Origin of the sequence: Blautia sp. KLE_1732_HM_1032, from assembly GCF_025147905.1 — a bacterium.
Taxonomy (GTDB): domain Bacteria; phylum Bacillota; class Clostridia; order Lachnospirales; family Lachnospiraceae; genus Blautia_A; species Blautia_A fusiformis.
Window position 1 is genome coordinate 61,030 of the sequence record NZ_CP102266.1, and the last position, 12,780, is coordinate 73,809.

Annotated in this window: 12 protein-coding genes and 1 riboswitch; of the genes, 10 read left to right on the plus strand and 2 right to left on the minus strand. The window is 42.9% G+C overall.

Annotated elements, in window-relative coordinates; translation table 11 throughout:
- Positions 1 to 108: 108 nt before the first annotated feature.
- From NQ489_RS00230 to NQ489_RS00245, 4 genes are all read left to right on the plus strand, one after another.
- A complete protein-coding gene (locus NQ489_RS00230; protein ID WP_021651680.1) occupies positions 109 to 1,134 on the plus strand; it encodes a sulfate ABC transporter substrate-binding protein in 1,026 nt (341 codons plus the stop codon).
- 151 nt (positions 1,135 to 1,285) lie between these two features.
- Positions 1,286 to 2,125, plus strand: a complete 840-nt coding sequence (cysT, locus tag NQ489_RS00235) for a sulfate ABC transporter permease subunit CysT (RefSeq protein ID WP_021651679.1) — start codon at positions 1,286 to 1,288, stop codon at positions 2,123 to 2,125.
- Positions 2,125 to 2,961, plus strand: coding sequence for a sulfate ABC transporter permease subunit CysW (gene cysW / locus NQ489_RS00240; protein WP_021651678.1), 837 nt, complete (start codon positions 2,125 to 2,127; stop codon positions 2,959 to 2,961). The genes cysT and cysW overlap by 1 nt, the downstream gene beginning before the upstream one ends.
- Entirely contained in the window at positions 2,951 to 4,009 is a 1,059-nt protein-coding gene (locus NQ489_RS00245; protein ID WP_021651677.1) for an ABC transporter ATP-binding protein, read from the plus strand. Before cysW ends, NQ489_RS00245 begins: the two co-directional genes overlap by 11 nt.
- A gap of 154 nt (positions 4,010 to 4,163) precedes the next feature.
- Here NQ489_RS00245 and NQ489_RS00250 read toward each other — a convergent pair whose 3' ends face one another.
- Both NQ489_RS00250 and NQ489_RS00255 read right to left on the minus strand, forming a co-directional pair.
- On the minus strand, positions 4,164 to 5,111 hold the full coding sequence (locus tag NQ489_RS00250) for a serine hydrolase domain-containing protein (protein WP_021653082.1): 948 nt from the start codon (positions 5,109 to 5,111) through the stop codon (positions 4,164 to 4,166).
- Between the two features lie 21 nt (positions 5,112 to 5,132).
- Entirely contained in the window at positions 5,133 to 5,969 is an 837-nt protein-coding gene (locus NQ489_RS00255) for a MurR/RpiR family transcriptional regulator (protein WP_021653083.1), read from the minus strand.
- Between the two features lie 260 nt (positions 5,970 to 6,229).
- On the opposite strand from NQ489_RS00255, the gene NQ489_RS00260 reads away from it, so the two are divergent.
- The 6 genes from NQ489_RS00260 (at position 6,230) to thiS (ending at position 12,716) form a co-directional block, all read left to right on the plus strand.
- Positions 6,230 to 7,576 (plus strand): APC family permease, encoded by a 1,347-nt coding sequence (locus NQ489_RS00260; protein ID WP_021653084.1) that lies wholly within the window; start codon positions 6,230 to 6,232, stop codon positions 7,574 to 7,576.
- Between the two features lie 5 nt (positions 7,577 to 7,581).
- A complete protein-coding gene (locus NQ489_RS00265) occupies positions 7,582 to 8,514 on the plus strand; it encodes a serine hydrolase domain-containing protein (protein WP_198013401.1) in 933 nt (310 codons plus the stop codon).
- A 307-nt stretch (positions 8,515 to 8,821) separates the two neighbouring features.
- Positions 8,822 to 9,244: an IS200/IS605 family transposase gene (gene tnpA / locus NQ489_RS00270; protein ID WP_227945564.1), complete on the plus strand. Its 423-nt coding sequence runs from the start codon at positions 8,822 to 8,824 to the stop codon at positions 9,242 to 9,244.
- On the plus strand, positions 9,244 to 10,341 hold the full coding sequence (tnpB, locus tag NQ489_RS00275; protein WP_059086482.1) for an IS200/IS605 family element RNA-guided endonuclease TnpB: 1,098 nt from the start codon (positions 9,244 to 9,246) through the stop codon (positions 10,339 to 10,341). Before tnpA ends, tnpB begins: the two co-directional genes overlap by 1 nt.
- A 283-nt stretch (positions 10,342 to 10,624) precedes the next feature.
- Positions 10,625 to 11,743 carry a fibronectin type III domain-containing protein gene (locus tag NQ489_RS00280; RefSeq protein ID WP_139148867.1) on the plus strand — a complete coding sequence of 373 codons (1,119 nt, stop codon included), beginning with the start codon at positions 10,625 to 10,627 and terminating at the stop codon, positions 11,741 to 11,743.
- 413 nt (positions 11,744 to 12,156) lie between these two features.
- A riboswitch (TPP riboswitch) is annotated at positions 12,157 to 12,264 on the plus strand.
- A gap of 248 nt (positions 12,265 to 12,512) precedes the next feature.
- Entirely contained in the window at positions 12,513 to 12,716 is a 204-nt protein-coding gene (thiS, locus tag NQ489_RS00285) for a sulfur carrier protein ThiS (RefSeq protein ID WP_015526603.1), read from the plus strand.
- Positions 12,717 to 12,780: the final 64 nt, after the last annotated feature.

Consider the following 12,780-nt stretch of genomic DNA (forward strand, 5'->3'; position numbering starts at 1 on the left):
CACAGTAAACGGAAAGAACAGGTATGATTTGACAGCGAAATGAAGCATTTACATTGTTGGGAAAAAGATTTCTAAATAAAAATGTGGTTGTAAAGGAGTACACAGATCATGAAAAGAAAACGCATTGCAGGTGTCTGTATCACACTGGCAGCAGTGGTACTGGCAGGAACTTTTGCAGTATCGGGAAACAATACAAAGGATAAAAATCATGTGGAGATCATCAATGTGTCCTATGATCCGACCAGAGAATTTTATGAAGCATATAATAAGATTTTTTCAAAATATTGGAAAGAGGAAACAGGTCAGAGTGTGGATGTGATTCAGTCTCATGGCGGTTCCGGAAAGCAAGCCCTTGAGATTTCCAACGGACTTCCTGCAGATGTGGCGACACTTGCACTGGAATATGATATCGATGCGATCCGGAATGCCGGTCTGATCGACAAGGGCTGGATCGATGAATATCCGGATGACAGTGCTCCTTATACTTCCACCATTGTATTTCTTGTTCGGAAGGGAAATCCGAAGAATATCCACGACTGGGATGATCTGACAAAGGATGGTGTGGGGGTGATCACCCCCAATCCGAAAACCTCCGGTGGTGCCCGCTGGAATTACATGGCAGCCTGGGCTTATGCCAATGAGAAATATAACGGCAACGAGACAGAGATGAAAGCCTTTATCAAGAAGCTTTACAAAAATGTCCTGGTTCTGGATTCCGGAGCAAGAGGTGCCACAACCTCTTTCGTGGAAAACGGGCAGGGGGATGTGCTGATCGCCTGGGAAAATGAAGCGTTTCTTTCTGTAAGGGATAATCCGGATGATTACGAGATCGTAACGCCGGGCATCAGTATCCTGGCACAGCCATCCGTTGCTGTTGTAGATGAAAATGTGAAAAAGCATGATAATGCAGAAGCTGCGAAAGCATATCTGAAATATCTGTATTCCGATGAAGCTCAGGAGCTGATCGCGGAGAATTACTATAGGCCGGTTGATCAGACGATCCTGAAAAAGCATGCAGATACTTTTGATCTGAAGGTGAAGCTGACAACGATCAAAGATTTCGGCGGCTGGGATGCAGTTCAGAAAAAGCATTTCGCAGACGGCGGAGTGTTTGATGAGATCTATGAAGAGTAGAAGAGCCTGAGATTTTGTAACAGATCAGAGAGTTGTAGAAGAGTCAGAGATTTGCAACAGATTAGAGAATTGTAGAAGAGTCAGAGATTTGCAGCAGACCGGGAATTTGTAACAGACCAGAAACTTAGAATAGAAAAGCGGGGAGACAGAAATGAAGAAACAACAGAGTAAACGTGTGATACCAGGCTTTGGACTGACAATGGGAGTGACTTTGGCGATGCTGAGTATCGTAGTTCTGATCCCTCTTGCGTCTTTGGCAGTATACTCGGCGCGGCTGGGTTTTCGGGAATTTATTGAGGTGATCACACGGCCGAGGGTTTTGTCCGGATTCTATGTAAGCTTTATTACCGCATTTGCGGCCACAGTGATCAATGCCATTATGGGACTGGTCCTTGCGTGGGTGCTGGTAAGATATGATTTTCCGGGAAAAAGGATCATGGATGGAATGATCGAGCTGCCTTTCGCACTGCCGACTGCGGTTGCCGGTATCTCACTGACATCCCTGACATCCGATAAAGGTCTGGTGGGAAGCTTTTTTGCAAATTTCGGTATTAAGATCGCATATACCAGGATCGGTATCACGGTGGCATTGATCTTTGTGGGAATCCCTTTTGTAGTCAGGGCCATTCAGCCGGTTCTGGAGAAGCTGGACGGTTCTTATGAGGAGGCGGCTCGTGTCATGGGTGCAAAGCCATTCACCGTTTTTTGCAGAGTTATTCTTCCTGAGCTTCTGCCGGCAATGCTTTCCGGGGCGGGACTTGCCTTCGGACGCTGCCTGGGAGAATACGGAAGTGTTGTTTTTATCGCAGGAAACAAACCTTACTATACAGAGATCACGCCACTGATCATCATGTCAAAGCTTCAGGAGTTTGACTATGAAAGCGCAACAGCTATCGCACTGGTTACACTGGCAGTATCATTCCTGATCCTGTTTGGTGTGAATCTGGTGCAGGCAAGAAATACGAAACGTATCAGAGGGAGGGATGCATAATGGATGAAAAAAAGAAGCAGGCTTCCGGGCCGGTGAAATGGATTCTTATCGGGATTTCCGTGATCTTTCTTTTTGTGATGCTGGTACTGCCTCTGGTGGTTGTTGTAACCCAGGCGCTGAGCAAGGGCTGGCAGTGCTACGTGCAGGCGGTGACAGATGAGTACACGCTGAAAGCGCTGAAGCTGACCATTGGGGCGACGGCTGCGGCTGTTGTATGCAACACGATCTTTGGTCTGTGTGCGGCATGGGCAATGACCAGATTTCATTTTCGGGGAAAAAAGCTCCTTACCACTTTGATTGATGTTCCGGTTACGGTATCACCGGTTATCGCAGGTCTTATCTATATCCTGGTTTTTGGAAAGCAGAGTCCTCTTTATTCTGTTCTTGAAAGTGCAGGGATACAGATCGTGTTTGCAGTTCCTGGAATTGTCCTGGCAACGATCTTTGTCACATTTCCATTTGTGTCCAGAGAGATCATACCGGTTCTGGAATCCATAGGGTCCGATGAGGAAGAGGCGGCAGCACTGATGGGAGCAAAAGGCTGGACGATTTTTACCAAGGTGACATTTCCGCATATCAAGTGGGCATTTCTCTATGGTGTTGTGCTGTGTACAGCCAGAGCCATGGGAGAGTTTGGAGCTGTGTCCGTACTGTCCGGACATCTCCGTGGAAAAACAAATACACTTCCGCTTCATGTGGAAATTCTTTATAACGAATTCCAGTATGTTCCGGCATTTGCGGTTTCTTCGATCCTTGTGATCCTGGCGGTGATCCTTCTGATCGCAAGAAATGTTCTGGAGCATAAAGGAAAGGGGGAAAAAGGCGATGTACGTTGAGTTAAAAAATATCAATAAAACATATGGGGATTACAAGGCATCTGATAACGTAAGCTTTGGTATCGAAAAGGGGAAGCTGATCGGTCTTCTGGGGCCCAGCGGAAGCGGAAAAACTACGATTCTCCGTATGATCGCCGGTCTGGAGCAGCCGGACAGCGGTGAGATTATCATCGACGGAAGAGTGGTCAATGATGTGCCTGCCAGCGAGCGAGGCATTGGATTTGTGTTCCAGAATTATGCTCTTTTCCGGTATATGACGGTGTATGATAATATTGCATTTGGCCTGAAGGTGCAGAAGGCGGATAAGAAGTATATTAAGCAGAGGGTTATGGAACTGGTAGAGCTGATCGGGCTGAAGGGCCTGGAGAAAAGATATCCGAGTCAGCTGTCCGGTGGTCAGAGACAGCGAGTTGCTTTTGCCCGGGCTCTGGCTCCGAATCCGCAGCTTCTCCTTCTGGATGAGCCTTTTGCGGCGATCGATGCAAAGATCCGTACGGAGCTTCGAAGCTGGCTGAAGGATATGATCGAGAAGCTAGGGATCACCAGTATTTTTGTTACCCATGACCAGGATGAGGCTATTGAGGTGGCGGATGAAATTATTATTACTAACCGTGGACGGATCGAGCAGAAGGGAACTCCACTGGAGGTTTATCAGAATCCGGATACTGCGTTTACGGCGGGATTTTTCGGGCAGACTTCAGTGATTGATGATTACCAGGTGTTCAATCACTTCGAGGAAGTTCCAGGAGGCGAAAAAGCCATTGTCCGTCCGGAGTTTGTAAAAGTGACTAAGAAGAACGAGGAACAGAAATATAAAAGCTCCGCAACAGAGGGCATCGTAGAACGAGTCGCATTCCGCGGCAGCAGCCTGGAACTGAAAGTCCGTGTAGGAAACACTACACTCAGCGCCAGAAGAAGCCTTGACGAAGAACCCGTCCGGGAAGGTGAAGTTGTGGATGTGTTTGTGCAGAGGATTTTTGTAACGAAGGGAAATGAGGCAGTACTGCTGCATAATACAGCTATGGTTGAGGATTGGTTAGTGATATAAAAAAATGCCGCGGGAGCGGCATTTTTTTATGAGCAAGTAGCGGAGCGGATTGCGAATATCATATGATATGGCCGCGGGAGCGGCATTTTTTTATGAGCAAGTAGCGGAGCGGATTGCGAATATCATATGATATGGCCGCGGGAGCGGCATTTTTTTATATATGTGAAATTTTCACACCGTAATATTCTGCAAGAGAATCCACCAGGTCATCACGGATTTTTTTGTGGTCATTGCCATCCAGGGACATGACACAGGATACCATCTGACGTTTTTTATCAACGACGCAGTATTGGCCGTAATTGCCGGACAGGATCAGTGTATCTTCCATAGGTCCCATATATATGAAATATCCATAACCATAGCTCTGGTAATCCGGATGCTCTGTCAGTGGATTGTAAGAATCGATATGTTTCTGACAGGCATCAATCACGAATTTTTTTGGGACGATCTGTTTTCCGTTCAGGGAACCCTCATGCAGAAGCAGATGTCCAAAACGAGCCAATTCATCAATCGTCAGATACAGTCCGTTAGCTGCCATACAATGTCCCTGAGGGCAGAGGGTCCAGTCCGGATTCGGAATGCCAACCGGTTCAAAGAAACGATATCGCAGATAATTCAGCAGACCCGTTCCGGATTTCTCTTCCAGAAGAACAGATAAAATATAGGAACAAAAATTGCTGTACACAAAATGAGTACCGGGTGTATATGGAAAAGAATCATTCTGAAAGAAATATCTCACCCAGTCCTTTTCTCTGTATCGCTCTGGTCCATCGCAGAAAAAGAGCGGATCTTTCTGACCGGATGACATGGTAAGAAGATCACGGATCTTTATCTTGTACAGATTTTCAGAAGGGTCGGAAGGGAAATATTTTTCAAACCAGGGATAAATGTATTCATCAAGAGTGATCAGTCCTTCACGTTCTGCGATACCTGTGGCCATTGCAACAAAAGGCTTGCTGATAGACCATATATTTAAACGGGTTTTGACCGGAAAAAGTCTGAATTCTTCTTTTAGAAGATCATTTTTATATATCTGTGCGTAGATGATATTGGAATGATGTTGCTTTGATTTCTCAAGAAAAATATCTAAAATTTCCTGCATGATAATCCCCCCCTGAAATTATTATTCGTAAAAAAGATCAAAGTCTGAATAAAGTTCTTCCAGGTCATGAAGTCGTGTACTGATGGATTTGCACCTGGTTTTGCGGATTTTTGCAACAATACTGTCAAACAGACAATAGAGGCATGAGAAGGAGTTAAATCCCATTTCATTGAGATTGATCTCTGTAATGATAGCGTGGTCTGCTAGCGCCCATGCCGGTGATGAAATGCTGTCTGTGATGGCGAGTATCTTTGCACCATGATTTTTGGCAATCTGTGCATATTTCAGAGACCATTTGGTATAGCGGGCAAAAGAGATCAGAAGAACAACTGTATCCTCGGATGCTTCTGTGAGATATTCGAAATTGGAATCGTAAAATTCGTGAACCACCTTGGTATTTCCAAGAAGCTGATTCAACAGAGTTCCCATCCAGAGAGCGGCACTGTAGGAAGAGCGTGCACCAACAATGAGGCGTTTTTTGGCATTGCTCAGATGGGTAACAATCTGATCCATATCTTCCTGATTCAGATGAGATGCCCAGCTTTCCATGGAATGGAGTTCGTTGGCAATGATGTTTTGATAAAAATTTCCGCTATCCAGTAGTGAATCGTCTTTTATAACCGTAGGAACGGAAAGAATATCATTCTGTACAGTACGCTGCATTTCAGAAAAACTTTCAAATCCCAGGGAATAGGCAAGGCGTATGATAGTGGTTTCGCTTACGGAAATTTCCTTGCTGAGTTTCGCAAGGGTGGAATAACTGAATGAATCAAGGTGTTGTAATATATATTCGGCGACTTTCTTCTGACCGGCAGAAAGGAAAGATACTTTTTCACGGATCAACTGTTCTATTTTCATGAAAACCTCCTGTACTGTACGATTAGTATAATAAATTATAACAGGTGTAAAGTTTGATTACAATATAATGGAGTAAAAAATTCTTCTTAATATAAAAAGAGATGTAAATAATGCACAAATTAAAGTGTGTATTTTTAATAATATTGTCAATAGAAATCTTGAAACCTAGATGCTAATATAGCATTAAATAATTCACATGACGTCAGAAAAAGAATTAATTACACTATTAATATTAAAGTCAATAAAAAAGGGGGGCTTTTATGTCGTCAACAGTAAAGGAAATAAAAGAAAAAACAGGTTACCTGAAACGAAGTGATCTTTATACAATCGGTGTAGGACAGGCGATTGGATCGGGTGTTCTGACACTGATCGGACCGGCAATTCTTTTGACTGGTCAGTCAGCATGGTTGGCATATGTAGCTGCATGTATCTGGGGATTTATGATGATTGCACCAATTCCATGGATCACATCTACACTGAAACTTGGAGGAGGATTTTATTCTCTGGTAGGAGATATGGCCGGCAAACGAGTTGCCGGTATGTATGCAGTAGGATTTTTGCCACAGACGATCAATCTGGCGACTTATGGTGTGGCAATTGGTATGTATGCAAATTCCCTGTGGCCGCAGATTAATGCGAAATGGTTTGGAATTGCAGCCCTGAGTGTGTTCTTTGCCATCAATCTGTGTGGTGTGGATGTAATGGCGAAGGTACAGAAAATTCTGGTTATCCTGCTGTTTGTTGCACTTGGTCTGTTTATTGTTCTGGGATGCCTCCAGCTGAAAAATCCGGTGTTTGAGTTTACAGCACCAGACTTTTTCTCCAATGGTCCATCCGGATTCTTTTCCGCAATCATGCTGTATGTATATTCAACAAACGGATATTCCTGCATTATGAATTATGGTAAACAGGCAAAAGAAGCGCATAAAGATATTCCAAAGGCACTTCTGTACTGTATTCCGACACTGATGGTTGTATATGGCGGTGTTGCAATTGTAGCAAGTGGTGTGCTTCCGCTGGATCAGGTAGCCGGACAGCCGCTTACCCTGGTTGCAAAAAATATTTTAAATCCGGCACTTTTCACAGTATTTATGATTGGTGGTCCGGTACTTGCACTGTCTTCATCCATTAATTCAACAATTTCCAATAACTGTATTCCGGTTGCACAGTCCTGTAAAGATGGATGGCTTCCGAAATCATGGGCAGCTCAGAACAGAAGAGGGGCTTACTGGAAACTGATGACATTTACTTATCTTATGGGAATATTACCTGTGTTACTGGACTTTTCTATCAGTGATGTTGTAAATAATATTATGCTTCTGGCATCAGCACTGGCATTTCTGCAGATTTATGCTTATTTCCAGCTTCCGAAAAAACATGCAGAAGCATGGGAAAAATCACCAATGCATATTTCTAACGGAAAATATTATTTCCTCTGCTGTTTGAGCCTGTTTGCATATATCTGCATTTTTATCAATTCTTGCAGAAGCCTGAAACTTCCGGTAGTAATCATCAGTCTGATAGCCATTGTAGTATGCATGGCTTACGGATGGTTTAGAAGTGTAAGTCCTGATGTAAAGATGGAAACAAGTGTGTGGGAGGATTAATGTTTATGAATAAAGACCAGAACCTGATCAATGAATTTGCTATCAAAACTTTAAAAGAAAATCTCAATGTTATGTATGCGCAGATATGGCGTGAAGGACAGTTAACGGCAGAATATAAAAGAATGCCGGTCAAGACACGCCTTAACACCTGGTCTGCCTGCAAGGGTGTTGTGTCCTGCGCGGCAGGAATCGCACTTGATGAAGGGCTGATTCGACTTGATGAGAAGATTGTGGATATTTTTCCAGAGTATGCACCGGAGAATCCGGAAGGATATCTGGGGGATGTAACGCTGGAAAATATGCTGACAATGACTACAGGTTTGGAAAGCTCTCTGTTTTTCTGTGACTGGCCGGAGCGTTACACAACTCCGGACTGGATCCGATATTTCTTCGAGAATGCGAAAGTGATAAAAAAACCGGGAACAGAATGGCTGTACAGCAATTTTAATACTTATATGATCAGCTGTGCGATTGAAAAACGTGCGGGAGTTAATCTTCTGGAATATTTGAGAAATCGCTTTTTTGAGCCGCTTGGAATTGGAAATCCAGACTGGACTTTGTGTCCGAAAGGGCATGTGCATGCGGCTAATGGACTTTATGTGAATATTGATGAGTTTACCCGGTATGGGCAGATGATTCTTCACAAGGGAAATTATAATGGAAAACAGCTGGTGCCAGAGTCGTACATGAAGATGGCAACGTCCAATCTGGTAGACAATTCAGCGGCAGGAAGTCCGGGAAATCTTTATTCCGGTTTTGGATATGGATATCAGTTTGTAATGAATCCGGAAGCCGGTTCCTATCGATCCGATGGAAATTATGGTCAGTTCTGCCTAGCATTTCCGGATAAAGATGTAGTAGTAACTGTGATGTCACTGGAGGGGGATTTCCAGAAAATAGGAAATCATCTATGGACGACAGTGGTTCCGGAATTATAAGAATTCTGTCTGGCAAATCAGACAATGTAAGAGGGCTTAAATCTTTCTGGCTTGACATTGGTCAGAAACCGTTTTATACTCCTGTCTTTGACAGTTGCTAAACAAAAAAATCGCTGTACCTTTTGATTTTACTGGGGTTCGGCGATTTTTTTGTGTCGTTTTGGAATATAGTATTTTATCCAATGCGTCGTAAAACCCCCTGCTTCAACTATGGGGATATAAGACGCGTCCATCGAATTTATGCAAGTAATGGAATATGGACAAAATAGTAATTGTATTAACTAATAAACTATAGTATAATACAAATATGAACACAACATATAAATCAAACAACAATGTCGTCTATTCCTGTAAATACTATGTAGTATGTTGTCCAAAGTATAGACGAAAAGTATTAATTAATGGTGTGGACGTCCGGCTGGAGGAGCTGCTCACAGAGTATGCTGCAAATCTTTCTGTAGACATCCTGGAAATGGAGATCATGCCAGACCATGTTCATATGTTTTTGGAAGTAGATCCTCAGTTTGGCATCCACAAAGCTGTAAAGTCATTTAAAGGCTATACGTCCAGAATTTTAAGACAGGAATTTCCCTATCTTAAAACGAAAATGCCGACTCTCTGGACAAACAGCTATTTTGTATCGACGGTGGGCGGTGCTCCGCTGGAAACAGTAAAACAGTATATTGAAAACCAGAAAACATCGCAGAGACAAAAGGATAAGATGGGATAATGCAAAAAGGAATTAAATTCAGGATCTACCCGAACAGAGAACAGAAAAACTTCATCCATCAGACCCTGGGATGTTGCCGGTTCATCTACAACCGGGGACTTGCCATGCGTAAGGAAGGCTATGAAAATGGGGAAAAGATCGGCTATTCCCAGACTTCCGCCATGCTGACTGAACTGAAAAAGCAAGAGGAGTTTGCCTTTCTGAAAGCAGCAGATTCCATTGCATTACAGCAGTCTTTGCGGGATCTCGACCGGGGATTTGTGAATTTCTTTCAGAAACGGGCTTCCTATCCAACCTTCAAAAGTAAACATAACCGGTTCCAGTCATACAGAACGGTAAATCAAAAAGATAATATTCGTATTGTGGGAAGATATATCAAACTTCCGAAACTTGGATTTGTTAAAATACGGCAGTCGATGGAAGTGGAAAAGATTAATCACGTGATAATTGAGCACACACCGGCTGGAAAATATTTTGCGGTTTTAAATGTTGATTTTGAACCGGAACCACGCTCAAATGCTGGCGGAACGATAGGGATTGATGTCGGAATCAAAGCGTTCTACTCCGACAGTAATGGAAATACGGTATCAAATCCCAGATATCTGGAACGCTCAATGCGAAAACTCATAAGAGAACAGCGCAGGCTTTCCCGAAAACAAAAAGATTCCCATAACCGCGAGAAGCAGCGGATCAGGGTGGCAAGAGTGTATGAGAAAGTAACCAATCAGCGGAATGATTTCCTGCAGAAACAGTCAACGATGCTGGTGCGTGAAAACCAAACCATCTGTATTGAAGATCTGAATGTTAAGGGGATGATCCGGAATCATAAACTGTCAAAATCGATAGCGAGTGTTTCCTGGGCAAAATTTTTTGAAATGCTGGAATATAAAGCTGGCTGGTATGGAAATGAAATTCACAGAGTACCAACGATGTATCCGAGCAGTCAGACCTGCAGCTGTTGTGGCTACAGAGATCCACGGATAAAAAATCTGGGCATTCGTATCTGGGAGTGTCCCAAATGCCATGCGGTTCATGACCGGGATACGAATGCAAGTATCAATATTCTGAAAAAAGGACTGCAGATGCAGTCTGCATAAAGATAAAAACTGTACCGTAGGGCATACGGGAACAGTATAAATATAGCTTGTGGACACTGTGTAAGACATTGCAGTACCGTAAGGTGTTTGCCAATGCAGTAGTGGGAGAAGCAAGAATCCCCCTGCTTTAGTTGAGGGGAGTGTCAAGCCATTGTAGAAACTGCCGAATTTCACCAAAAGCCCTGATTCGGCGAAAAATATCATAGCAGGAATAATTTTTATAATGTATACTATATTTGTTAGGGAATCCAGATATACCACAAAGCAGAAAGGAAAAAAGCGTATGAGAAGAAATTGGAAAAAAGCTTTATGTGGCATTTTGACAGGTTTTATGCTTGCAACGGCGGCACCAGCTGCGGTTCCGGAGTTGATCAGTGCGACAGAAGTACAGGCGGCGATAAACGTAGCAACGCCGGCTATGTCTTCTATTAAGATCTCCGGCAGGAATAAGATTATTTTCAGCTGGAAACAGGTAAAAGGAGTTGCCGGATACCGGGTATACCGCAAGACCGGAAACAGCGGATGGAAAGCAGTAAAAACCCTCACAGGAAGCAAAAATGTTACGTTTACCGATACAAAAGTAAGTACCGGAGTAAGCTATACTTACACAGTGAGAGCTTACCGGAAATCCGGAAAAAATACGATCTGGAGTAGATATAATGAAAAAGGTCTGACAGCAATCGCAGGTCTGAATTATCTCACCCTGAATAAGACCAGCCTGACACTGGCATCGAAAAAAACTTATACACTGAAGATCAAAGGCACCAGTCTGAAACCGTCATGGAAGAGCAGCAACACAAATGTTGTCAAGATAACTTCTGTCGGAAAGATCACCGCGGTAAAAACAGGAACAGCGGTTATCACAGCGACTCTTGGTGGCAGAAAATTCACCTGCAAGGTTACTGTAAAGAATCCGACCTCGGCTAATACCAGATTGACGCAGAATTATAGCAAATTGAAAAAATACATCAGTCAGAAAGGCAAATATACTGAAGACGGAAATCAGTTTATAAATGTCAAAGTAGATAAAGAAAGTACTCTGATGATCGGTTATCTGAAGAAAGAAGATAAGATAGATATTGGGATGATGCTCTCTATGCCTTCAGATGGAATCCTTGCCGGACTGGATATTATCGGAAACTGTGTGAAATCTGATACGGTCAGTGTGAAGTCCGCCCTGTCTACAAATGAAGTCTTTCTGCTGGTGACTTCTTCTACAAAAGCATCTGCTTATAAAGGTCAGAATCTGACTTTCTTGTATACAAACGGAAAAAAAGCGATGACAGATCTGCAGGATTCTTCCAATATTATGATGAAAGCGACAATGAAAGTAGCAAATGATTATCTGAAAAAGAATTTAAATCTGACAATGAAAGATCTGGGATTCACTGCTTATAAATAACAGTAACATCCTATGATGATGCCGTTAATAAAATTCGGTTGACAAATTAGTATAGAAAGCATAAGATGATAGTAGCTAAGAAATGTGATGAAATTCAAACATTGGCAAAAACGAAAACCCCGGAAGTCTCGCACACTTCCGGGGTTTTCTATGCCGTTATGTAAGGGGGCTTAAGCCTTTCAGGCTGTTACTGCCTGTCGTTTCTGTCCAGCCATTTGCGAATATAGTAGCTAACTATATCCGCCGTAACAGAAACAAAAAATGTGATGATTAATTCGCACACTGGACTTCACCTCCTTTCTGCTGGAGGGTTGGCAGCATTAACAGTGTACTATAGTTTAGAACAAATTGGAACTATTGTGAGAAAATTTAATACTCTTGACATTGATCATAATTCGTCTTATACTAACTCATGTAAATAACAGGGGAGCTTGTGATGGCAGGCTGAGAGGAAGTCTTCAACTTCGACCCTTATACCTGATTTGGATAATGCCAACGTAGGAACGTATAAGATGAATTTACGGGAGATACTTTGGTGTATCTCCTTTTTTATTGGATGCGGATGTTTTTATCCGATTGAATACGTAAGATCAGGATTTACAGGGAAGGGATCAAGAGCGAACGCTTTTAACCCCGGTATCGACAATTGAATATTGGGAAATTTGAGAGTGAACTGAGTTCATGAAGGGGTGCACCACCGCGGGTGTATTTCTTTGTGAACTCTTTTTTATTGACGAATAGCTTTTGAAGTTTCCGGAAAGGAGAGATCATGATCACAGTAAATGGTGAAAGCAGAACATTGGAAAAGCCGGTGACAGTAACAGAATATCTGGAAGCATGTAACTATGTTCCGGTGCAGGTTGTAGTAGAGCTGAATGAAGAAATCATTAAGAGAGATACTTACGATACAACAGTACTGAAAGATGGCGATGTTGTGGAGATTCTGCAGTTTATGGGCGGCGGAAGCTGCTGATGTCGCTATAGAGATAAAATTAGGTATATATACCACGGCAGTAACTGACAGATAAGTTACTGAA